The organism is Paenibacillus sp. FW101-FHT12H11 (assembly GCF_058790355.1).
Window position 1 is genome coordinate 1,151,990 of record NZ_JBYTCO010000001.1, and the last position, 24,266, is coordinate 1,176,255.

Sequence of the window (24,266 nt, forward strand, 5' to 3'; positions counted from 1 at the left end):
TTATGAAAAAAACGATGATTGTTTTGCTTTCGTTATCCATGTTGGGATTGACGGCGTGTGGAGCAGCTAACCAACCGGCTGGGAATACAGACGCAGGGAAGACGGCGGAAAAGCCGAGTCAAACGGCTCAAGCTGAACAAAAACCGGTTACACTGAGTGTATGGACAACCAATAAAGACTTGCTCGCCGACCAGGTCAAAGCTTTTGAAGCCAAATATCCTACGATTAAAATTAAAGCTGAATTCATGGGCGGCTATGATGAAATGGCTCAAAAGGTCATGGCAGCTGTTGTATCCAACACCTTGCCCAATGTGGTCCAGCTAGGCCAACGGCATGGCATCCCGCAAATGGCTGACAGCGGGAAGCTGATTCCGATTGAACAATTCATGAGCGAGCAGGAGAAAACGGACGTATATCCCGCTTTTTGGGATCGATTCCGATATAAGGACAAGCTTTGGACCATTCCGTACAACAGCAGTACGCCTATGCTCTACTACAACAAAACGCTGTTCGACCAAGCCGGTCTGAAGGCGCCGAACACATGGGATGAGTTGGTAAAAGCAGCGCAAACGCTGACCAAAGATACAAACGGCGACGGTAAAGTGGATGTATGGGGCTTTAATACGGCGGCTGATTCTCCTTGGTATGTTCAACCGATGACGTGGAATCGCGGAGGAAGTATCGTGGATAAGGCGGGGAAAGTTACGGTAAACAGCAAGGAAGCGGTAGAGGCGTTGAAGTCGTTCCAGGACTTGGTTCATGTGCAAAAAGCCATGGCGCCGAATCAGCATAACACGGCGGAGCAGGATTTCAGTGCCGGTAAATTGGCGATGATTTATAAATCCGGTTCTGCTTTGGCGGGCACTCAAAAAGAAGTGGGGCAAAAGTTTGAAATCGGTGTAGCTTACCTTCCGATGATCAAGGACCGCAACGTGCCGATTGGCGGAAACAGCTTGGGGATTTTCAAGTCCGATCCAGATGTGGAAAAAGCGTCCTGGACGTTCGTCTCCTTTTTGACGAATACGGAAAATGCGGCAGCGACCAGCATCTCGACGGGGTATGCGCCAATTAAAAAATCGGCAACAGAAACAGAAGCTTTCAAGAAGAAAATGAGCGAAGATCCGAATTTTAAAATTATCATGGATCAAAATCAATTCCTGCGCGGTCAAGGCATCCATCCGGCGGATTCCTTGATTTGGTCGGGGCTCGTTACAGCGCTTGAAACCGTGGAAGGCGACGCCAAGGCTGATCCGCAAAAAGTACTCGACAAGTTGCAAGCCGATGTAGACAGCTTTATGAAAAGCTACAAATAACAGAGAGTGAGGAGTGTTCACAATGTTCATGAATTTAGCCCACCGAGGTGCTTCGGAATATGCACCTGAAAATACATTGGCTGCTTTCTACAAGGGGCTTGAGCAAGGTGCAAACGGGATTGAGACCGATTTGAAGCTATCGAAAGACGGCGTCGTTATTTTATTTCACGATAATGAGTTGGACCGTACGACGAACGGTCATGGTCTTCCGTCGTCCTATACGTGGAAGGAGCTTCAGGAGTTGGATGCCGGCTCCTGGTTCTCCCCGGCCTACACGGGAGAGAGGCTTGTCTCTTTTGAGCAATTTCTTCATTATTTTGGTAGAAAAGAGGCTTTGTTTGCCTTAGAATTAAAGGATCCTAACATCGAGCTGCCAGTTCTGGAGTTGATTAGAAAGTATGATGTGCAGCATCAATCGACGATTACCTCTTTTCGATATGAGAATTTGCAAGCCGCAAGAGCTGTAGACCCATCGATCCGACTCGGACATTTAATCCGAAAAATTGATGAGGAGGCTATTGCTCGTTTGAAAGAAATCGGCGCTGTGCAAATTTGCCCTTGCGCGGATGGACTTGAGCAAGAGGATGTGCGGATTGCGAAGTCACATGGTTTTGAAGTCAGGGCGTGGGGTGCTTTTACCCCTGAGCTGATGAATCATGCTCTACAATGTGGCGTTGACGGCATGACCATCAACTTCCCGGACAAGTTAACAGCAGCAATCCGCATCGCATCGGCCAACAATTAGAGCAGCATGGAGGAATCCGCTTGAAAGAAGATTACAACAGTTTTCGCTGGATGAAACTTCAGAATAAGAAGAAGGTGCTTGAGCTCCTCCATCAGGAAAAGCTGATTTCACGCATCGACATTGCGCGAAGGGCTAATCTGCAGAAGATGACCGTTACGAATATTGTGAATGAATTGCTGGCCGAAGAACTTGTCATAGAAGAAGATGTTTTAGCTATTTCCGGGGTCGGGCGCAAGCCCGTCCTTCTTCGTTTAAATCGAGAAAACCTGTATGCTATCGGTATTGAGGTGACGAAAAGTTATATCATTGGTTTAGTGATGAGCTATAACCGGGAGGTTGTTTATCAAGAGAAGGTGTATCTCGTGGGCACATCGGCTAGTGATGTTACTCCTTGCCAAGGGGAAGCCTTAACGAAACGTCTTGAGAAGCTGATTGACGGATTGTTGGAACGGGTTCCAGCTTTCGTTCGCAATGTGGGGATCTGCGTGGGTATACAGGGCATTATTGATTCGCAAAAAGGGGAAGTCGTTCATTCCCCGTATCTTGGTTGGTTTCAGTTCGGGATTAAAGAGCATCTCTCGAAGCGGTATGCGATTCCTGTGTATATTGACAATAATGTGCGCGCTTTTGCCCGGGGAGAAGTTTGGATGAGGACTGAAGAGCAGCTGCGGCATGCCCTGTGTATTTACTTGGATGAAGGCATCGGCTCCGCATTGGTGATGAATGGCGAGATTTATACAGGTGATGGTTATTATGCAGGCGAGATTGGACATATGAAGATTGGCTGGGGCGGCCCTTTATGTTTTTGCGGGCAGCGGGGATGTCTGGAAGCCTATGTTTCCGTCCAAAGGATAAGGGAGGAGCTCGGCTGGCCCGTAGGAACTTTCACCGATATCATGCGGCTGCTGGAAGAAGGGCATCCGCAAGCAAAGATGTTATTCGAGCAGGTGGGTCGACACCTCGGGTTCATGCTTGGCAATACGCTTAATTTGCTTAATCCTACGGTGATCATTCTTGGTGGAGAGCTTGTTACGGCAGCGGGTTGGTTTAAAGAGTCCATGCTTCAAGCCATTGAAGAAATAACGATCCGTCCAACTCGCGATACGCCAATTATTTATAGTGATTATAATCAAAATAATTGCAGCATGGGAGCTGCTGCGCTCGTTTTTCACCAGTGGATATTTCAATGTGAGTGAAGTAATTTTATAGCAAATGTTCGAATAAGTTTCTACTAGGCTTCAAATTTAAAAGGAGTGATAGAATGGAAACTTTCGACATTGTTATGATCGGCAGCGGACACAATGCTTTAATAACGGCTGCTTACTTAACTCGTGCTGGTCTCAGTGTGCTAGTTTTAGAGAAAAACGATCGCCCTGGCGGCTTTGTGCGGACCGAGGAACTCACCTTGCCAGGATTCAAGCATGATGTGTATGCGGCGGCGCATCCTCTTTTTACAACAGGGCCTGCTTATACAGAGCTGAGGGAGGATTTGGAAGCTCGCGGGTTACGTTATGTGAATACGGACTTGCCGACTGGAGTTTCTATGGAGGATGGGCACACGGCCGTATTGTCACGATCCTTCGAGGAGCTTATCTTAGAGGCGGAGCGTTTGGCTCCTGGAGATGGCGCTGCTCTGGCCGGCATCTTCGAACAGTTAAACCCGCACGTCAACGACGTGTTCGGTTTATTCAGCATGGATCTTTCCAGCCAGGAGGCTGCCCCTATCCTGAAACGGTTGCTCCATGAAGAGAATAGCTCAGGCTATTCGGCGTTTGCCGGGCAGTTATTCGGGACAGCCCGACAGGCGGTGAATTCGCTGAAATCTCCAGTGACGCGGGCCATGCTGGCCTCATGGGTCACCCATCTGGGCCGCACGCCGGATGAAGTTGGAAGCGGCATTTGGGTTCCGCTCACGGCCATGGCCTTGATGGGCGGCGGTATGCCAACTCCGGCAGGAGGCAGCGAACAATTGGTTCAGGCGTTGGTACAGTTGATCAAGGATCAAGGCGGAGTGATTGTAACGGACACGCTGGCCGAGCGTATCGTAGTAGAGAATGGCCGAGCTGTCGGCGTGCGAACCGCGGAAGGCAGGATATACATCGCGAAGCAAGCGGTTGTGGCATCGACTACGCCGGATCAACTCTATCTCTCGCTGCTGGCTGAGAGTGATGCCCCTTCGGCACTGCGCAGCCAAGCGAAGCAGTTTCGGTACGGCCGCGGCTGCGTACAGATTCATCTGGCTCTTAACGAGCCGCCGCGTTGGCCAGATGCCCGCTTTGACCGTGTAGGACAGCCACATCTGACAGATGGGCTGGATGGATTTACGTTAGCGATTGCCCAGGGGATGGCTGATCTGCTTCCGGCGAAACCAACCTTTACTGTCGATTGTTCCACGAATCTTGATCCAACGCGCGCGCCCGCTGGCAAAGCGATCATGCGGATTCAAGTGCTTGAAGTGCCTACTCGACCACGGGGAGATGCCGCCGGTCTGATCGATGTTGGAGATGGCCGATGGACACAGGATCTCACGGAACGTTTTACAGAGCGCGTACTGCAGGTTGTGAGCAAACATATTCCGAATATACCAAGCGCGATCATTGGCAAATATGTTGTAACGCCGGACGTTATCGCCCGATTCAATCCGAACGCCGGACCGGGAGATCCATACGGCGGCGCGCACGATCTGGCGCAGAGCTACCTGCTCCGTCCATTGCCAGGACAGCCAAGCCACCAGACGGTGATACCGAATGTGTATATGCTAGGTGCTGCGACTTGGCCAGGCCATGGAGTGAATGGCGGCTCGGGTTATATCGTAGCTCAGCAGCTATTGTCGCGGTTATAAGATTACATAGAAAGGAGCTGTCTGTTGGCAGCTCCATTGTGTTTTTGGGGGGGAGGGGGGTTTAAGCTCCCTTATTTGCGTTCCGTCAAGAAATACAGGAATGCTATGAAAGTTAGTGCCACCCCGATGCATGCACTCGATACCCAACCGCCATGCGCATAAGTCAATCCACCTAAAAATGAGCCTACTGCTCCGCCGATAAAGAAAATGGCCATGAATAATCCATTGAATCTTCCCCTGGCTTCATTCCCCAGTGAAAAAATAATTCGCTGGCTGGCTACCAGGTTGCCGGAAACCGCCATATCAAGCGTAACCGCGACGACGAAAAGCAGGATGAGCGAAAAAAGTGAACCGTTGTGAAACACGGCAATAAGCAGAAAGGACAAGATTGCAGTTGCAATTGCGCCTATGGTGATCACTTTGGTAAGGCCTTTGTCCGCCAATCTTCCGGCAATAGGAGCAGCGATAGCTCCCGCCACACCAACAAGGGCGAATAAAGCGATGCCTTGTTGGGACATACCATATTCATCCGCCAATCGGAGAGGTACGGTCGTCCAAAAGAGGCTGAACGATCCGAAGAGGCAGGCTTGGTAAAAAGCGCGTCGTCTCAAAATCGGGTTCTTTTTGAACAATTCAATTAAGGAAGCCACAAGCTGCGAGTACGTTAAGGTGCTTTCGGGGCTCCTTTTTGGCAGCACTCTAGCCAGTGAAAGAGCTAGAAGAGCCATGACGACGGCGGATAACACGAAAATGGTACGCCATCCCCAAATGCCGGCGATCAGGCTGGAAATCGGCCTTGCGAGCATGATGCCGAGTAAAAGGCCGCTCATGACGTTGCCGACGACTCGGCCGCGCTGTTGGTCGCTAGACAAATAAGCGGCAAGAGGGACGAGAATTTGCGCAACTACGGAACCGGACCCGATGAGCAAGGCTGCAGTCAGGAACAGGACGGATTCCGAGGAAACCGCGGCCAGGATCAAGGCGAGGACCACGACGGCAAGAGATGTCACGATCAATCGGCGATTCTCTATTTTGTCGCTCAGCGGAACGATGAACAGCAAGCCGGCTACATAGCCGATTTGCGTTAAAGTTACGATCAACCCGGCTGCGCCTGAAGGCAGGCCAAGCGCTGCGCTGATGGGACCCACAAGGGTTTGAGAATAATAAAGGTTGGCTACAATAAGGCCGCATGCCGCTGCCAGAACAACCATCATTGTTGTTGAAATCTCGTTTTGCGGTTTTGAAATGGACTTGCTCATAGAAATGTTCCCCCTCTACAACAATGAATTTACATTAAGTGAACGTTTCGTCTACTTAATAGGTATCACTATATACTGAACGAAGCGTTTTGTAAATACGCTAAATTTCATATATACTGATGGCAAAGGATAGAAAGGGGTCAGTTGAATGGCTCAAAAAGGTCGCCCGAGAGATGTAAAGCTTCAACATGTAATATTGACTGTAGCTTATGAGCTGCTATTGGAGGGCGGATTTGAAGAAGTAACCATTGATAAAATTGCTGAAAAAGCGGGCGTGAGCAAAGCGACCATCTATAAGTGGTGGCCCAATAAAGCCGCTGTCGTGGCTGAAGGTTTTTTTGAAGCTGCGGCCAGCCGCCTGCCTGTCCCGGATACAGGCTCTGTTCTGAAAGACATTACGCAACATGCCGTAAATTTAGCTTTGTTCATGGAAAGCAAAGAAGGTAGAGTGATCTCGGAGTTAATCGGCCAAGGACAGTTGGACTCTGCATTAATCCAGGTTTTCCGAGAATACTACGTAAAGCCTCGACGCTCAGAGTCCGCTATGATTCTGAGAAGAGGGATTGACCGTGATGAGTTAGGAAAAGAACTGGATGTAGAGTCCAGCATCGATTTGATCTATGGACCTTTGTTTTACCGCTTGTTAGTTAGCGGGGAGGCATTAAGCGAGGATAAAGTGAAGCGGATGATTTATACCGTTTTCAATGGATTGATTTCCACAGGCAAGGGAAAGATAAATATATTGGATTTATAGATGAGAATGTAACCTGCAGAGTGGGATACTCTCCATCTCGCAAAGAAGACGCCAGGGAAGGCCCGGCGTCTTTCTTGTTATTTCAAGTATGAGTGCGCTCTCCATTATCCTTAACCTTGAGCTGCATCCGTGTTCATGCAGTTGATTGCCCACATATGGCCGTCCAAGTCCTCGAAGGCCCAATGATACATGAAACCATAATCCTCAGGTTCTTCGTACGATTTCCCACCCAAGGAGACCGCAGTATTCACGATTTCATCCACCTTTTCTCGGCTTTCGAAGGCCAATGCGATCGTCATTTGCGCATACTTTTCCGTATCAACGGTTTCCTTCTGCGTGAGCGACTTTAAAATTTCTTTGGTGAGCAGCATGACCTGCAGGTTGTCGCCGATCACGATGGCTACCGAATTCTCATTCTCGGGGAATTGCGGGTTGAGCTCGAATCCGAGTCCGGTGAAGAACGCCTTCGATTGTTCTACTTTGTTTACGGGCAGATTGAAGCTCGTGAATGTGGACATTAATGCCATTTTTAAACACCTCATCGTCAAATTGGATTGTTGTCATGAGAGCCTTCGTTTATTTTGCAAACCCAGTATATCAATGAACTTCTCAACACACCAGAGTTACATGGAGCCAGATTCTGTTTGTCGATCACACTGGACTTCATATCGACGTCACTCCGTCGCCCGGGGATGAAGCTGTAGCCTGAAGTTGATGCTGAAGCTGAATTGGCGGCGAGGCGGCTGAGCAGCAAACTAGGAGGCTTACGTTGCATTTGTACAACATATTGGCGTGGTCTGACTGCGAATGCGATCCTTCCCTAATTGACGGGAACTACGGTCCGTTATTTAGCCGTAAAGGTATACTTTCCACGCGGAAGTGGAACTGTGGGTCGCTATTTTGCTGATTCCAGCTGTATAACGCGCTATCGCGGATAAATAAGAGCCTGTAGTTCCGCTCGGACAGGATGCAGCCCTTTTTTCTAGAAATAGGGGACTCCAGTTCCCTTTAGAGTGGTGATGGGGGCAAAACTGCTGAAGTGCACGCAAGGAGTGTCATGGATAAACTTTCCTGAAAGTTTTTATATGGAGCTTTATGTGCTTCGTGCTTTTCTGCGAACAGTGGCGCGCTATGTGACATTTTCTGCACTAAACAAATAGCTGAAAAAATGTATACGCTTTAAATTTTAAGTGTGATAGTTTACATAACATAGGAGAAATAAAATTTCAGAAAAGTATTTACAAAATGAAATAATACTCATTATAATGAGGATTATAAGTTAGCTTTATTAACATAAAATTGAGATATCGAAAAAAACGATTGAGGATGTTGCCTATGTTAAAAGGTGGATTAGTGAGCATAGAAGCTGCTATGGCAAGCTTGACGCCGAGTGAGCGCAAAGTTGCACAGTATATTTTGGAACATCCGCAAGAGGTAGTTAGCCTTTCGGTACAGAAATTGGCGGAGTTCGCCGGTGTTAGTGAAGCGACAATTATACGGCTTTCCCGTTCGCTTCATTTCAAAGGGTTTCAGGAACTTAAGATGCGTGTCGCCGGGGATTTGTCGCAGACGTCATTACCGACAGAAGCTTATCAGGAAATTAATGCGAACAGTTCAGTAGGGGAACTCATTAAATCAGTCACAACAAACAATATTGTTTCAATTCAAGATACACTAACCGTTCTTTCGCCAGAAAGTGTAGAGAAAGCTATACAAACGCTAAGCGCTGCGAGGAAAATTGGTGTGTTTGGCGTAGGCGCCTCAGGGGTCATTGCGGAGGATTTCAAGCAAAAGCTTTCACGGATTAACCGGTGGTGCGAGATTGGTACGGGGTTCGATGCCCAAGCTACGATTGCGGCCAACTTGCTTCCGGGTGATGTGGTTTTCGGCATTTCTTACACGGGCCAAACGGAAGATATGATTCGTTCGCTCGCTGTAGCCAAGAAAAATGGCGCAGTTGTCATTACATTGACGAGATTTGGAGCTAATCCGGTGGCGGAGCTTGCTGATATCCAGCTGTTTATTAGCACATTGGAGAAAAGTATTCGCAGCGGAGCGATGGCATCAAGAATTGCTCAGCTGAATGTCATAGATATTTTGTATGTAGGAATCGCGGGTTGCCATTACGAGGAAAGTGTGAAATCGCTGGATATGACTCGGCAAGCAGTTAGTGTAGGAAAACGTATCGGTTAACGGTTTGGTCCTCTTGTGGTTGTGGAGGTTAAACATAGATATGAAAAATTAAAGGGAGGCTTTTTTTATGAAACGTTTATTCAGTGGGGCAGTTTTAACGATGGTCGCAGCATCCTCCATGCTTGTAGCATGCAGCAGTAACACCGCAACGCCAAGTGCAACTTCCGGTACAGCAAGTACTGCACCAACAACAACAGCAGCGCCACAGGATAAAGTAAAGCTGACAATGGGTAGCTGGCGTACAGAAGATACAGAAGCTTACGCAAAGATCATTGCAGAGTTCAAAAAGAAAAACCCGAACATTGATATCGAGTTTAAACCGACCAAGAATACAGAGTATAACACAGCTCTGAATACAGCTCTACAAAGCGGGAATGGTCCTGATATTATTCATCTTCGTCCTTATGCGGCAGGTGCAGCTTTGGCGGATGCGGGCTACTTGGAGCCGTTGACGAATGTTAAGGGCATGGATGTTTTCTCGAAAGATACTTTGCTCGCTGCTACGGGATCCGACGGGAAAGTATACGGGGTTCCAACTGTTTTCAGCTCAACGCAAGTGTTCTATAACAAGAAAATCTTCCAAAAATATAATCTTCAAGAACCTAAGACATGGGATGAACTTGTAAAAACAGCGGATACATTGAAGAAAAATAAAGTAACGCCATTCGCGTTTGGTTCTAAAGAAGGCTGGATTCTTTCGCTGACGGAAGGAACGCTTGGGCCGTCTGTTTACGGAACGGATTTCATGAAGAAAATTCTTAGCGGTGCTGCGAACTTCAAAAGTCCGGAGTATGCGGCTTCCATTAAAATGATGAAAGATTTAACCCCTTATTTCCCGGATAATTATGTAGGAATCGGCATGGACGATATGAGAAATATGTTTGTTACGGAGCAAGCAGCCATGATGGTTATGGGAGATTGGGAGTATGCCGTTATGAAGAAAACGAATCCTGATCTACAAATGGATGTATTCCCGGTTCCGCCAGTGAAAGCAGATGGCAAGCAAACGGTAACGACTTGGGTAGACGGTTCATTCTCCGTTAATGCCAAATCCGCTCATAAACAGGAAGCTCTGAAGTTCATGGAGTTTTTGACGTCCAAAGAGTTCGGAACGCTTGCTGTGAATGAATTGCAGAAACCAAGCACGATTCCAGGTGTAGCGGCAAATGATCCATTGGTAGCTAAAATTGCTAAAAATGCCGACACGATCTCCACGCCATATGCTGCAGTCGTTTATTTTAATGCAGGTAACCCGACGACGAAAGCGACATTGGAAAACTCCATCCAAGGGATGTATTTGAACAAATTAACACCGGAGCAAGTGACAGAGGAAGTTCAAAAGAGTGCAGATTCCTGGTTTAAACCAAAGAAATAAGTAAAGTAAAGGTGTGGGGGACATGAATAACTTGGCCAAAACGTCCGGGTGGAAAAAGGGAGCCGTTCATCTGTTCCCGGTCCCTGCCCTTGCAGTGTATATCCTGTTCGTTATTTACCCGATTCTATCCGCGTTTGGTTACAGCTTCTTTGATTGGAAAGGTCTCGTTCGCGGAGAATTCATTGGTCTAGGCAATTTCGTAGATTTGTTTACGAAGGAGCCGTTTAATCATCTGTTTTGGAACGCCTTTGGCCATAATCTTTATTATTTTGCTGTAGAGATGGCTGTACAAAACGTACTTGCCTTTGTGCTTGCATATTTGGTTTATAGTAAAGTTAAAGGTTCTAATTTCTTGAAAATGGCCTACTTCTTACCGAGATTGCTGTCTGTCATCGTGGTAGGTTTCTTGTGGAAGCTCATGTTGAACCCGAATAATGGCGTTGTAAATGTTATGCTCAAAAAGATCGGTCTTGTTTCATGGGCCAAGCCTTGGCTGGGGGATCCAGCTACGGCGCTAACCTCGATTACCATCGTCAATAGTTGGTTTGGTGTTGGTTTCTCGATGCTAATCTTCCTTGCCGGTTTACATGCAATTTCTACGGAAGTTATTGAAGCGGCTAGGATGGATGGCGTTAAGGGTTTTCGCTTAATCCGCTCGATGATCCTTCCAATGATGAGTCAGTCACTAATCATTATTACGGTTTTCACGTTTATCCATGCTTTCGAAGCCTTCGAGTTGATTTATGCGATGGAAGGCTCGCAAGGTGAGCCCTACAACTCGACGGACACGTTGGCTGTATTCTTTTATCGCATTGCATTCGGTGGCTCGTCCGGCGGAGATTCGGTGGCGCTTGGTCTTGGCTCCGCATTGGCTGTCGTATTATTTTTCATTATTGCAACGATTTCCGCTTTGTTCCTGTATTTCACCAGGAACCAGTCGGCTCAGCATTAAGACAGGAGGCGGACCATGAAAACCAACAAATCAGTTCGGGGGCTCCAATATGCTGCGGCGTATTTGGGGGCGCTGGTCAGTTTGTATCCGATTTTTCTGATGCTGACCTCCTCGTTGAAAACGAATATTCAAATTTTGAAAAATCCGATGTCATTGCCAACGTCCATATCGTTTGCGGCCTACAGTAAATTAGTACATCAAATACCGTTTTTCAGTTATTTCTGGAATAGTCTTGTAGTGAGTGTTGTGTCTGTGGTTCTCATTTTGCTATTTGGTGTTATGGCTTCCTTCTATATTGCCAGATATCCGTTCCGATGGAATGGAGCCTTGTTCTTTTTCTTTCTCTTGGGCATGATGATACCTATCAAACTTGGGATCGTACCTTTGTTTCTTCTAATGAAGAAACTTTCGATGCTAAACAGCATTTGGTCGTTGGTTAGCGTGTATACGGCGATCGGATTGCCGTTAGCCATTCTAATCTTAACGGGCTTCTTCAGAACGCTGCCGAAGGAATTGGAAGAAGCGGCGCGCATCGATGGTTCGTCTGATTTTGGTGTGATGTGGCATGTTTTACTGCCTTTAATTCGGCCAGCGCTCGGGACGGTCATGATTATGAATTTCATCATGGCATGGAATGATTTCTTTTTCCCGCTAATTTTCATACAAGATGATGCGAAGAAGACGATTCCTGTCGGTATGCTTTCCTTGTTCGGGCAGTACTCGACAGACTTAAGTATGCTGTTCGCTGGACTAACCCTGGCCTCTGTGCCGATGATGGTTATTTTCTTCTTGGCTTCCAAACAGTTTATGGAAGGCATGACGGCTGGAGCGGTTAAGTAATTTCGTTTTGAAAAAATCACAAAAAGAACCTCCACATCCACGATACTGGTGGAAATGGAGGTTTTTTTACTTGCGACAGACGATGATTAGTTGTTCACAACGGGGCCTGCCGTTACGATTTCCTGCAAACGCTCCTGTAGATTGTCGGTGCAAACACCGCCATGGAAGGCGATAATTGCGTTAAGGTCCAGCTCTTGGAGCTTCGCAATGGATGCGAGTGCCGTTTCCTGATCCGGTGTATAAGCCGGGTTATAGGATTGCAGAACGCCATCCTTCGCTGTTAGAGCATCGCCGGCGATCAGGGTCTTGCTCGGGATATGATAATAAGAGGTATGATCCGGCGTGTGACCTGGCGTATAGACGACACGAATGCCGCCAACAAACGGTAAAATATCGCCGTCTTTCAGCGCTACGTCGACCTTGACGGGTGGAGCGAGCTTTTTGCTCTTCACGAGCGGGATTTCCCCGGCTAGATAAGGCACGGCTGTTTCGTGAGCCAGCACTTGAACCTGGTCTCCGAGAGCTTCCACAAGCGCCGGAAGGCTGCCGATATGATCCATGTCTTGATGGGTAATAATAATTTTGGTCAACTTCTCGAAAGGAATGGACAATTCCTGGAACGCGGCACGAATCAGCTCTAGTTGGCCGGGAATGCCTGTATCAAAGAGAATGACGTCTTGATCGTCCCATAAGATAGTAGGGATGAAGGAGTTGCTGTTGTTTGCTACGCTTAGCTGAATAGTTGTAATGCCTGAGCCCAATTGAACCAATTCGAACACCGCCTAATTAAGATTGTATACTCTCTTATTATTCCTCTATTGCTGTAGAAAAACAAGTTCTGCGTGGAGGGATAAAAGAGAGCAAGCGAGGGAGGGGACTAGGCGTCCCCTCCCTGTTCGTTTTGTTTATTTCGATAACAAACGGTACAATACCTGCGCTGCTTCAGCTCGCGTTGCGAAGCCTTGAGGCTCGAATTGGCCTTCGGAGCGGCCTTGTATCAAGCCTAGAGCAGCAGCTGCTTTTACATCAGCCAAGGCCCATTCTCCGATGGCGGCTTCGTCCGAGAAAGAGGACGCTGCTGCCGGATCGGTTTTACCGTGCTGAAGCCTGTACGACCGCATCAGTATGGCTGTCATTTCTTCGCGCGAGACCAGAGCGTTCGGCTCGAAATTATCGGTTTCTCTGCCATTTACGATGCCAGCTTGCACGGCAGCCGCAACCTCAGGTGCGAACCAGTCAGATGGTTGTACGTCTTTGAATAAAGTTGATGAATTGGTCACCTTCAAATTCAAGGCTCTTGCCATAAGTGACGTAAATTGTGCGCGTGTGACCTTGCTCTCGGGTTCGAAGGTTTGATCGCTTGTACCGCTAAGAATAAGTTTAGAGGCTAGTTCTTGAATGACATCCGCCGCCCAGTGGGAGGAAGGGACATCAGCGAAAGATTTAGCTACTTCCAGAACGGTGTATTTGCTGAAATGAGAGATGTCGGTACTTAACTCACCACTTAGGTAAGTTCCTCCTACGCGCTCCAGCCCTCCATTATCCGAAATGTAATACACACTGCTAAGTTTCGGATCTACAGCTGAATCAAGAATAAATCGCATCTGAGTAGGTTGTTCGAAACTGGTGAGGCTCAAGGTTTGGCCTGCTTTGGTCGTTACATACAGCTTAATGTTGTAGATCAAACTGCCTAGCTTTACGCTCGCGCCTAGTTGATTTGTAGCCTCACTAAGCACCCCTTCGCCAACAGCTGGCTCGTTATCCGGCTCTATGGCTAAGGTGATTTTACTATCGGAGCGTTCCGGCTCGCTGACAAGATGGATCAGCTGTGTAAACACTTTCGCTGGCAATTCCAGTTTGAGCTTCTCCGCTTGAATCTCAAGCTTCTTATCGCCTAACAATTCGGCGGTGTTAGAAGGTAAAAGAATCTGCTGAGCATTTGTTGGCAGAGAGATGGCAATCTTCTCTGTTCCGCTGGTCTGTAGTTGTTCCGGTTTCACGGAAACAACATTTGGTTCTACAGGGGTTGAGGCCGCCGGTATCGGATAGCTTCCTAATGTCGGCCTTTCTCTGCTATTTACCAGGAGGGTCGCCTTGGCATTCGGCGTAAGCAGCTTCTCTTCCTTGAGGGAGCTGGTGCTGATCTTGACTTGTTTTAGCGTTAGATCTACCGTGCCGGTACCTACTGCCCTGAAAGTTAAAGTACCGAGTTTGACAGAGCCGTTCAGACCGGTTAATGATCCTGTTTTCGTATAGACGAGCTGCGCGTGTGTACCGCCTTCCTGCACAATCTTGATTGGAAGTGCAAAGCCGTTCAGATCGGCAAATTTTTGCGTAGTATCCGGCTGAAGGATGGACTCGTCATAATACAGGTTAAGCTCATAGGCGAAAAGATCATTTAAGGAATCCCCTTGGATGTCCACCGTTACCGATTGATTTAGTGACATAGCATTTGTTGAAGTTGTTACAGAGAACACAGGATCGACAACGGCTGCCGCAACCTGCGGAAGCCAAAGTCCAACAGCTAAACATAAGGATAAAGATAACCCAAGCAACATACGTGCCATATCTAGGTCCCGACCTTTCATTGAAAATTGCTTACGGTGTTAATACGAGCTTGGACTCCTCCTCAGTTGTTAGGGCGGGGGTGGACGCCGGCATCGTACGAACGTGGGTCGCTTGTTCGAAGGAGTACGCCAGTTTAATCAAAGTTCCTTCATCGTACTCTCTCCCCAGGAGTTCGATACCGAATGGAACTTGGTTGTTGTAGCCTGCCGGGAAGCTGATGGCTGGGAATCCGGAATAAGGGCTTAACCGGTTCGCATTCCCTGATGTAGTTGCATACATGACGGCATCTAACGAATTTTCGCCTAATACTTGAGTTAGCGATTGTTGTGTGAGTTTCGTACGTTCCCAAAGATCTTTATAGTAGTTCAGCGTTTCCAATGTTGTCACGTTATCGCGCTGAATCATTGAACTTTTTTGGCTTTGTAAAACATCGTTGGAAGCAATGATTTCCGTCAGTGTCTTGTAGGGAGCGTTCGCGCCGAGTGTAGCCAAGTAATCATTTAAATCAAACTTGAATTCCGTACCGCTCAAGCTGGCGTAGCCGAGGATTTTGGATTGGTTCGGGATGGTTACGTCGATGACGGTTGCGCCAAGCCCTTTCATCTTGTCGATTGCCGCATTGAAAGCGGCGTCGTTGCCTGTAGACAGTGAACGTATAACGCCGATTCTCGCTCCTTTTAGACCGTCCTTATCCAAATAATCGGTGTAACTCTTCGGAATATTACCGGTTGATAGTGCGGTGACCAGGTCGTTCGGGTCATATCCGCTTACAACATCAAGTGCAATCGCAGCATCGGCTACGGACCGAGCCATTGGACCGCCGACATCCTGAGAGTGGGCGAGAGGAATAATGCCTTCACGGCTCGTCAATCCGATTGTAGGACGAATGCCGACGAGTGCGTTGCGGGAGGATGGAATTCGAATGGAGCCGCCTGTATCTGTTCCCAGGCCGATCGTGCCGAAGTTTGCCGCTAGAGCCGCACCGGTACCGCCGCTTGATCCACCGGGATTCGTGGTCAGATCATAGGGGTTTTTGGTTTGTCCGCCAAGCGAACTGAGTGTTGTCGTTCCGAAGGCGAATTCATGAAGATTTGATTTTGCGAGTATAATTGCGCCTGCATTCTTCAGCTTTTTAATCATATACGCATCGGTCGAGGTGTTGTTTGCTTTAAGACAAATACATCCGGCTGTCGTTGGCATGCCAATTGTATTGAAGTTGTCCTTCACAATAACGGGGATTCCATGAAGCGGGCCTCTAGGTCCTTTCTCGCTGCGCTCCTTGTCGAGAGCCGCAGCTTCTTCGAGTGCCTTCGGATTGATATTAAGAATGGCCTTGATTTCAGGGCCTTTTTGATCATATGCATTGATACGCGCCAAATATTTCGTGACAAGCTGGACGGCTGTCAGTTTACCGGCGTTCATCGCATTTTGAATATCCATCACGGACGCTTCCATCAGCTCGAATTGCTTTGTGTCATACAGTACTTTTTTGCCTAATAGGCCTAAATCGGTCAGATCGATTGATCCGTTTTGATTGAAATCGGCACCAGCCACCGAGGACCATGAAGCGTGAGTTGATGTAATACCGTAATAAGGAGCGAGCCAGGCCAAATCGCCGATATCAAGCGCGCCATTGCCGTTTAGGTCTCCGGTAACCTGGTTCGTTTGCAGGCTGAGGTTGCCGACACGCGTTGCCTGGATTACGCCGGTATCTGCAAGGCCAAGTTCAGCGCTGACTTTAATATCCTGTACGCCGCCATTTGCTTTTGCTTTGAATTTAAGGCGGATCAGTGTTTTATTATTGACGGCTGACTCGCTAATGCTGGCGGCGACGACTGTTGCCTTACCTAGCTCTGCATTTTGTCCAACGATAGTAGTTGAACTGTCTACGGCTTGTACATCGATGAAATCAACTCGGGCGGGATTAAACTCGATGATAAACTTCTGGGCGGTCACTTTTCCGGTAACACCGGTTAACGCTACATCAACATCGAATAACGCTCCGCTGATTGTCGTTGAAGGGCCAGTCAGAAGGACGGATTCAGAACCTGGTGGCAAGATGACAACATTAGGAGCTGTTTGATATACAGCTTCTGTTACTGTAAACGAACTGTTCGGTGAATCGACGCTGGAGATAGAGGTTTCTGCGGCAGCATTCAGTGCTCCTATAGGCAACGTAGCTGCAATAAGGGCCGTGGAAAGAATCTTTGAAATAGAGCTTCTGGATAATAAGGATTTCATGAAGACGCCTCCAATAACAATTACGAATTTATCGAACGTGGAAAATTCAAAGAAAATGCTAGGTTGATAGAAATGATGAAAATGATGAATTAACCTGAGACCAATAACTTGAGAGAAATAATAAAGTGAATGTTATGTCAGATAATATCACCTCGATTTGTTTATTTTCACTTATGGACATCATTCTATTACATCATTTGTTAATCAACAAGGTAGATTCTTCCAAGAAAGCGCATGCAAATATTTTAAAATTTATAGAGTAATAACACTAAAAAGATAGATAAACTGGTGAATTATCTCGTAAAATAACGAAAACGTAATATGTATGCGCTTTTATGATTATGTTATGTATTTGATAAAAAATATAACATTAAATACGATTGGGATATGTTTAAGCGTTTAAATCAAAAAAAATACCTAACATGGAGGTTTTCTTACGTGACATTTATTCATGAAAGTAAACTCAGCAAAAAGGTCCTCATCCCGTTCCTTGTTTTGGCTCTCTTTAGTATGATGTTGGTATTTATGAATCCGGCCTCTGCGAGTGCGGCTGCGGCGATCCCTCCGCTATCCGATAGCAGAAATCCCCAGCTGTCTAACGTTATCGTTATCGCAACCGGCGGTACGCTTGCAGGTAAAGCAACGGATGCAACGAGTTTTCAGACTTATCAAGCAGGAACGTATCTGATGTCGGACTTGGTAAACCAATTGCCGAATAAAGATAAAATCGCCAATGTGAACACCTATCAATTTGGAAATAAAGGGTCAGGCAGCTATTCCATTGGCGACTTATACGATCTATCACTTGCCGTGGATCAAGCTTTGGAAGTCTATGATGGCGTTGTTGTGACTTCCGGGACGGATACGATGGAAGAAATCGCGTATTTTCTTGACCTCACGGTTAGAAGTGAAAAGCCGGTTGTCGTTACTGGGGCTATGAGACCTTGGGATGTTATTGGAACTGACGGTCCAGCGAACCTGTACAACGCCATTAAGCTTGCAGGAAGTGGAAAAACGAAGTCGTTTGGTACTGTCCTTATGCTGAATGACACCATTCAGGCAGCGAGAGAAGTGACCAAAACGAACGCTCACCGTATGGATACCTTTGAAACGCCAATCCTCGGCGCACTTGGTTATATCGATGAGACGAATATTAGTATTTATCGTGCTACGGCTAGAGCGCTTAAAGCAGGTGAAGCGGATTGGGCGACGCCATTTGACTTGAAGACGATTACGAAGGACAAGCTCCCTGCCGTAGAGATTGCTTATGCTTATCAGGATGCTGGAGGCGGCGCGATTAACGGTCTGGTGGCCGATGGCGTTAAAGGGATTGTGACGGCAGGAACAGGTGCGGGCGGCATTTCATCGAAGATGAGCGCAGCGCGCAGCAATGCCATCAAGCAAGGTGTTATTTTCGTCACCACAACACGGACAGGTTCAGGTACCATGTACCCTAGTTCAAGCAACGGCATTATCGCCGGGGATAGTTTGAACGCACAGCATGCTCGAATTATGCTTCTGCTTTCCATGGCTTTTTCCAGCGATTTTAACGTGATTAAAGGGTGGTTTGGCACTTATGGTACGCAAGATGTGGAAGAGGCATCCTAATTCAGCGGGAGGTAAGGTTTAATGAATGATATGGATCATCCGAATCTCAAAAGAAGCCTCATCCCGCTCTATTTCGTGTCTCTGATGCTCCTGTTGGCAGTAATGTTCAACCATCCGTCACATGCAGGTGCGGCGGAACCTTCGGGGACGGCTTTCCCGATCCCTCCGCTATCTGACAACAGAGACCCTGGGCTGCCTAACGTTGTTGTGATCGCAACAGGTGGAACGTTGGCGGGTAAAGCAAGAGATGCAACGAGTTTTCAGACCTATCAAGCAGGTACTTACTTGATGTCCGATCTTGTAAACCAACTGCCGAATAAAAACAAAATTGCCAATGTGAACACGTATCAATTTGGTAATAAAGGTTCAGGCAGTTATTCGATGGGGGATTTGTACGACCTATCACTTGCGGTAGATCAAGCATTGGAAGTTTATGATGGCGTGGTCGTTACTACTGGCACGGATACCATGGAGGAAATCGCTTATTTTCTTGACCTCACGGTAAGAAGTGAAAAGCCGGTCGTTGTCACTGGCGCCATGAGACCCTGGGACGTCATCGGCACAGATGGTCCGGCGAATTTGTACAATGCCATTAAGCTTGCAGGCAGCGGTAAAACGAAATCGTTCGGCACCGTGGTTATGCTGAATGACATTATCCAAGCGGCAAGGGATGTAACCAAGACGAATGCACAGCGCATGGATACCTTTGAAACACCGATTCTAGGTGCGCTTGGTTATATTGATGAGACCAACATTCGTATCTATCGCACCACTGCGAAGCGATTCAAAGCTGGCCGGGCGGACTGGGCAACCCCTTTCGATCTGAAGAAAATCACGAAGGATAAACTCCCGGCAGTTGAAATCGTATATGGCTACCAAGACAGCTCAGCCGGTGCGATTAAGGGGTTTGTCGCGGAGGGGGCGAAGGGGATCGTGACCGCCGGCACGGGCGCAGGCGGCATTTCGTCGAAGATGAGCACGGCGCGCAGTAATGCCATTAAGCAAGGTGTTATTTTCGTCACCACTACAAGAACGGGCTCGGGCACGATGTACCCTGGCGGCGGGAACGGCGTTATCGCTGGAGACAGTTTGAATCCGCAGCATGCTAGAATTATGCTTTTGTTGTCCTTGGCTTTTTCCGATGATTTTAATACAATCAAGAACTGGTTTGGAACTTTCGGGACTCAGGCCATTCAACTCAAGACACAAGCGCCTGATATTGAGGCTCCGGTATGGCCGCAGGGCAGCGCCCTTCAGGTTACGAATATCGGACAAAATAGCCTGACTATCAGTTGGCCGGAGGCGTCGGATGATATTGGCGTGAAGCAATACCGAATTTATGAGACGGGAAGCGGCACCGTGGTCGGAAACGTCTACGCTTCAGTGACGAATGGCGTGTATGCTTCGGTTACTAATACTGTCTACTCCTCGGTTACAGGAAGTGTCTACTATTCCTTCAACCTCAGTACTTTAACAGCAGGTACGACCTATACATTTAGTGTTACGGCGATAGATGCTGCGGGTAATGAGAGTATTGGGCTTAGCAAGACGATTCAGACTAACTCACCAAGAAGCTCGTCAGATTCAACAGGCTCGTCAAACTCGGGTTCAGTTTCTCCTGTTGTGCCTGCCAAACTTGATGTGACGATTCCAGCAGGCGGTACGCGCAGTGTAAGTTGGAAGGATGCCATTTGGATTGCCATACCTGAGGGAGCAACGAGTCAAGAGCTTCATCTAACAGCTGAGGCATTGCAAGATGTAGATGGGTTAGTCAGCGATAGTCGTAAGCTGCTTAGTTCTGTTTTTGAGATTTTGAAAAATTTCACACAGAACTTCAACAAGCCAGTAAGCATTTCGCTCTTGTTCGATCCGGCCAAGTTAGGCCTAGATCAGCAGCCATCTGTTTTTTATTACGATGAAACGAAAAAGTCATGGATTGAAATCGGCGGAACTGTCGTGGATAACAAAATAACAGTGGAAGTAGATCACTTTACGAAGTTTGCAGTGTTCGCAGTGGACAAACCGAAGAGTCCGGGAAGTGCGGAAGTTTCCTTCTCGGATATAGCTGGACACTGGGCGGAACTGGACATTAAGCAAGCTGTAACGCAGAAAATCATCAGTGGCTATGCGGATGGAACGTTCAAACCAGACAATTCGGTTACGAGGGCTGAGTTTACAGTCATGCTGATGAACGCGCTGAAGGTTGACAAAAAGGGCACGGCGTCTGCGTTCACAGATCAGCAGCAGATCCCTGCATGGGCTGAAACAGCTGTTGCTCAAGCGGTAGAATTGGGAATCATTCACGGCTATGAGGATCAGACTTTCCGGCCGGACGGCTTGATTTCCCGTGTGGAAATGGCGGCCATGATGTCGGCAGCTTTGGGTACGGCGCCGGCAGCGCAAGCGGCAACTAGCTTTGCCGATGACCAAGAGATCCCGGCATGGGCGAAAGGCCATGTAGAGAGTATTCGCCTACTAGGCATTATCGAAGGACGCAGCGGTAATAAGTTTGAGCCGGCGGATACAGCTACGCGTGCGGAAGCGGTTAAGGTGCTTATGAAAATGATGCAGCGGAAATAGGGGAAGGCCACCTTCGGGTGGTCTTTTTTTTGGCGATGGGATCAGTGATCCTCTATTTTGCTGAAAAGGTACACTTTCGGCCTGGGAGGGGAACTACGGTCCGCTAATTTGACGATTTCACCTGAAAAGCGGGTGACGGAGGCGAAACAAGACCCTGCAGTTCCTCAACAGAGAGCGAAATGCTCGATTTCCTTCAATAGCGAACTGCAGTTCCCTTAAGCAAAGCTTAAGCGGAGTTCATGTTACTCCACAACAACGGCACGCTGAGCTGCCTTTGACCTCGGTTTGCGAGTTCTCTCAATCCATATCGTGAAAACGAGGAGAGCAAGAAGTCCCAAGACGATGAAGAGAGGAAACCAACTTTTAGCAAATCGTCCTGCCTCCATCATCACCAGCATCGCAATTGTTGGCAGCAGGGGCTCGCCGTAGGCTTTCCACCAGTCAAGCGTAAACTTTTCGTAATAATAAAATCCAATCATTGTCAGAGCGGACACAGCCCAACCTCCGGTATAAATCCAAACGGCAAGCACAGGGCTGCTAGCGGCAACCATAGGGACAAAAATGACAACGAAAATTCCGGCGGCAATCATCACCCAGAAGGTGGATTTCGTCTTGCCGATACCTGCCATAATACTGCCGCCTAAACGGCCGACAGAAGAGAAGAGGACGCCTAAGGCCATAAGACGAATGTATGTAGCGGAATCGCCTGTCGAATAGTCGGAACCAAATAAAAACCCATTGATTTGACTCGGATATAAGCAAATGATTGCAGTCAATGGATAAAGCAAAATGTTATTATAGCGGATGCAACTCGTACCGCGATTCTTGCTTTCCTGGGCATCCTGTGCTTTCTCGGCGACAAAGGGTAGGGTGACGATCATGAACGCCCAAGTGATGATTCCAATAAAGCCGGTAATTCGGAAACCGTTTGCCAAATAACCTACGGCCAATACAGAGCTTGAACCTACCATCATGACGAGGAAAGGCTGCTGGAAAGCTTTTGCGATATTGCCAGCCCAGGTTGGCAGTCCGTACGAAAGCATGTTTTTGACCTCCTGAATCGGAAGAGGACCGAACCATAAGGGTTTATGCACACGTTCAACTTTAATACAAATAATAAAGGCAGTCAGGAATGCTCCTACGCCCATCCAAAGTGAAATGTTCTCCAGCAAGCTTAAGCTGCCACGCGGCAAAAGCACGCCAAGCACGGTGCCGGTGGTGGAAAGTGCCGTCGTAATGACCATAAAGAAGGCTTGCGTTCCGAAATCGCGGTTCCCGGAGAAGGAAGCAACGCCGATGTTTAGGATGGAGTTGAAAATAAACATAATCGAACTCAGCAGCAATGCGCCTCGAAGCTCCGGCAAATGGTAGTAGTTTGCCAAAAGTGGAGCTAGAGCTAAGAGCAGCAGTCCGATAATCAAGCTAAAAAGGAAGCTCCCTGTCAAAGCGACGCGCAAATTGGTTTGAACCGCTTCCAGTGGTTTGCGCGAAAATGCATAGATTAAGGAAGAGTTAAAGCCGAAATTGAGAAATAGGGCGATCATTCCGAAAATTTGCAGCAACAGGTTGACCTCGCCAAACCGATCCGGGTCGCCTAATTCCCGGGCGAGTACGATACTTCCCACGGTTTGCAGCATTTGATTGATAAAAAGTCCGAGACCGATGATAGACACGTTTCGAAGTAAAAAACGTTGTGTATCGGATAAATTGAATCGCTGTGTTCGCATGGGGGCTTCCCCTTTTCCGTGGATTAGGTCGGACGCTTATGATATCCAAAGCGTATCAAACACCTTCGTGTATGACAAACCAAGGATTTGAAGGAAAACGGAGAAAAATAAAGATAATCATTGCTTATGTGGGGTTGTTAATTCCTGCGAGAGAAATATGTGGGAAAATCCAATTATTCAACTTGACACACCTATATCCATGAAATACTATGTAATAAACATTAATAAACATTATTTTAATATTAATGAACATTATCATTCATTAACGAGCGAGGGTGAGGGGGTGACGTCTATTGTTATCACATGATTCGATTTGGCATATTTCCGATATGTCGCTTACTTTTCGCATGATTTTATCTGTGGTACTTGGAGGGCTTATCGGTCTGGAGAGGGAATGGAGCAATCATGCAGCTGGACTGCGAACTCATATTCTTGTATGTGTCGGTTCAACAACCATCATGCTGTTGTCTATTTACGGGTTTAATGATTTCATCATTGAACCTAACGTCAGGGTTGATCCTGCCCGTTTGGCTGCACAGGTGATAAGTGGAATTGGCTTTCTTGGCGCGGGAGCTATTATGCGCACGGGCGCGACCGTTTCCGGCTTGACTACGGCGGCCTCGATTTGGGTAGTAGCCGCAATCGGGCTATCGGTAGGGGCGGGGTTTTATTATGTATCTATTTTGGCAGCCATTCTTGTCTTGTTTTGTCTGTTTGTTTTGAATCATTGGGAGAAGTACCTCCTACGGAAACGCCGACACAAAGAATTTATTCTCTGTGTATCGAGTAATCCTGAAAGTTTAAATCTTGTATTCAATAAGCTGACCGAACTCAAAATACACATTCGGACTATGCAGATGATTCCGCGCATGGAAAGGGCTGAAGTGAATAGTTACAACGGTGAAGTTTCATTAGGAATTTCAATTAAAGTACAAAACGATAAGTCATTGACGGATATTTTGAAAACGCTTATCTCCCTTCCGGACGTTCTGGGTGTAGAGCCAAGTGCTCAGCATGAACATTCTGGTGGAAGCAGTAGCGAACATGTAGTTAAATCCTTGCACTCTTAGGGGAGTACAGTCATTCATATCGTAGTAAAGAAAGCATAGAAGCAGTGGCTCTTCCTATACGGGTGGTAGCGGCCAGGCGGCTATGCTTATTTGTTTTGTTTAACAGTAATTAAACATAATCAAGCAAATTATCTGCTAATATTTATGGAAAATTCGTATTGACGAATGTGAAATTCAGATAGTATACTCAAAACAAGCA

Annotated in this window: 18 protein-coding genes; 12 read left to right on the forward strand and 6 right to left on the reverse strand. The window is 47.3% G+C overall.

From position 1 onward, the window contains the following. The first annotated feature begins 2 nt into the window (after positions 1 to 2). From AC3WTJ_RS04810 to AC3WTJ_RS04825, 4 genes are all read left to right on the forward strand, one after another. Positions 3 to 1,313: an ABC transporter substrate-binding protein gene (locus tag AC3WTJ_RS04810; protein WP_492520816.1), complete on the forward strand. Its 1,311-nt coding sequence runs from the start codon at positions 3 to 5 to the stop codon at positions 1,311 to 1,313. A 22-nt stretch (positions 1,314 to 1,335) separates the two neighbouring features. Continuing rightward, positions 1,336 to 2,058, forward strand: coding sequence for a glycerophosphodiester phosphodiesterase (locus tag AC3WTJ_RS04815; RefSeq protein WP_492520817.1), 723 nt, complete (start codon positions 1,336 to 1,338; stop codon positions 2,056 to 2,058). A gap of 20 nt (positions 2,059 to 2,078) precedes the next feature. Then, entirely contained in the window at positions 2,079 to 3,254 is a 1,176-nt protein-coding gene (locus tag AC3WTJ_RS04820) for an ROK family transcriptional regulator (protein ID WP_492520818.1), read from the forward strand. 65 nt (positions 3,255 to 3,319) lie between these two features. After that, positions 3,320 to 4,900: a phytoene desaturase family protein gene (locus tag AC3WTJ_RS04825; RefSeq protein WP_492520819.1), complete on the forward strand. Its 1,581-nt coding sequence runs from the start codon at positions 3,320 to 3,322 to the stop codon at positions 4,898 to 4,900. Positions 4,901 to 4,971: 71 nt separating this feature from the next. On the opposite strand, the gene AC3WTJ_RS04830 is transcribed toward AC3WTJ_RS04825, so the two are convergent. Beyond that, positions 4,972 to 6,159, reverse strand: a complete 1,188-nt coding sequence (locus tag AC3WTJ_RS04830; protein ID WP_492520820.1) for an MFS transporter — start codon at positions 6,157 to 6,159, stop codon at positions 4,972 to 4,974. 148 nt (positions 6,160 to 6,307) lie between these two features. On the opposite strand from AC3WTJ_RS04830, the gene AC3WTJ_RS04835 reads away from it, so the two are divergent. Then, positions 6,308 to 6,913, forward strand: a complete 606-nt coding sequence (locus tag AC3WTJ_RS04835) for a TetR/AcrR family transcriptional regulator (protein ID WP_492520821.1) — start codon at positions 6,308 to 6,310, stop codon at positions 6,911 to 6,913. Positions 6,914 to 7,023: 110 nt separating this feature from the next. On the opposite strand, the gene AC3WTJ_RS04840 is transcribed toward AC3WTJ_RS04835, so the two are convergent. Next, entirely contained in the window at positions 7,024 to 7,440 is a 417-nt protein-coding gene (locus AC3WTJ_RS04840; RefSeq protein ID WP_492520822.1) for a VOC family protein, read from the reverse strand. Positions 7,441 to 8,248: 808 nt separating this feature from the next. Here AC3WTJ_RS04840 and AC3WTJ_RS04845 point away from each other — a divergent pair. The 4 genes from AC3WTJ_RS04845 (at position 8,249) to AC3WTJ_RS04860 (ending at position 12,273) form a co-directional block, all read left to right on the forward strand. After that, complete coding sequence (locus tag AC3WTJ_RS04845; protein WP_458351857.1) at positions 8,249 to 9,106, forward strand: MurR/RpiR family transcriptional regulator; 858 nt, start codon at positions 8,249 to 8,251, stop codon at positions 9,104 to 9,106. A gap of 67 nt (positions 9,107 to 9,173) precedes the next feature. Then, positions 9,174 to 10,481, forward strand: a complete 1,308-nt coding sequence (locus AC3WTJ_RS04850; RefSeq protein ID WP_492520823.1) for an ABC transporter substrate-binding protein — start codon at positions 9,174 to 9,176, stop codon at positions 10,479 to 10,481. A 22-nt stretch (positions 10,482 to 10,503) separates the two neighbouring features. After that, a complete protein-coding gene (locus tag AC3WTJ_RS04855; protein ID WP_407868407.1) occupies positions 10,504 to 11,433 on the forward strand; it encodes a carbohydrate ABC transporter permease in 930 nt (309 codons plus the stop codon). 15 nt (positions 11,434 to 11,448) lie between these two features. Continuing rightward, positions 11,449 to 12,273 (forward strand): carbohydrate ABC transporter permease, encoded by an 825-nt coding sequence (locus tag AC3WTJ_RS04860; protein WP_315955461.1) that lies wholly within the window; start codon positions 11,449 to 11,451, stop codon positions 12,271 to 12,273. Between the two features lie 86 nt (positions 12,274 to 12,359). Here AC3WTJ_RS04860 and AC3WTJ_RS04865 read toward each other — a convergent pair whose 3' ends face one another. From AC3WTJ_RS04865 to AC3WTJ_RS04875, 3 genes are all read right to left on the reverse strand, one after another. Next, complete coding sequence (locus tag AC3WTJ_RS04865; RefSeq protein ID WP_492520824.1) at positions 12,360 to 13,043, reverse strand: MBL fold metallo-hydrolase; 684 nt, start codon at positions 13,041 to 13,043, stop codon at positions 12,360 to 12,362. Between the two features lie 135 nt (positions 13,044 to 13,178). After that, positions 13,179 to 14,840, reverse strand: coding sequence for an S-layer homology domain-containing protein (locus AC3WTJ_RS04870; protein WP_492520825.1), 1,662 nt, complete (start codon positions 14,838 to 14,840; stop codon positions 13,179 to 13,181). Positions 14,841 to 14,871: 31 nt separating this feature from the next. Then, positions 14,872 to 17,082, reverse strand: coding sequence for an amidase family protein (locus AC3WTJ_RS04875; protein ID WP_492520826.1), 2,211 nt, complete (start codon positions 17,080 to 17,082; stop codon positions 14,872 to 14,874). Positions 17,083 to 17,520: 438 nt separating this feature from the next. On the opposite strand from AC3WTJ_RS04875, the gene AC3WTJ_RS04880 reads away from it, so the two are divergent. Together AC3WTJ_RS04880 and AC3WTJ_RS04885 are read left to right on the forward strand one after the other, a co-directional pair. Next, the gene (locus tag AC3WTJ_RS04880) at positions 17,521 to 18,690 is read left to right on the forward strand and encodes an asparaginase (protein ID WP_492520827.1); all 1,170 of its coding nucleotides are present in this window, start codon (positions 17,521 to 17,523) and stop codon (positions 18,688 to 18,690) included. Positions 18,691 to 18,711: 21 nt separating this feature from the next. Then, on the forward strand, positions 18,712 to 21,270 hold the full coding sequence (locus AC3WTJ_RS04885; RefSeq protein WP_492520828.1) for an asparaginase domain-containing protein: 2,559 nt from the start codon (positions 18,712 to 18,714) through the stop codon (positions 21,268 to 21,270). A 242-nt stretch (positions 21,271 to 21,512) separates the two neighbouring features. Here the strand turns inward: AC3WTJ_RS04885 and AC3WTJ_RS04890 are convergent, their stop codons facing one another. Beyond that, a complete protein-coding gene (locus tag AC3WTJ_RS04890; RefSeq protein ID WP_492520829.1) occupies positions 21,513 to 22,997 on the reverse strand; it encodes an oligosaccharide flippase family protein in 1,485 nt (494 codons plus the stop codon). Positions 22,998 to 23,326: 329 nt separating this feature from the next. Here AC3WTJ_RS04890 and AC3WTJ_RS04895 point away from each other — a divergent pair, with 329 nt between their 5' ends. After that, positions 23,327 to 24,067, forward strand: a complete 741-nt coding sequence (locus AC3WTJ_RS04895; RefSeq protein ID WP_492520977.1) for an MgtC/SapB family protein — start codon at positions 23,327 to 23,329, stop codon at positions 24,065 to 24,067. Positions 24,068 to 24,266: the final 199 nt, after the last annotated feature.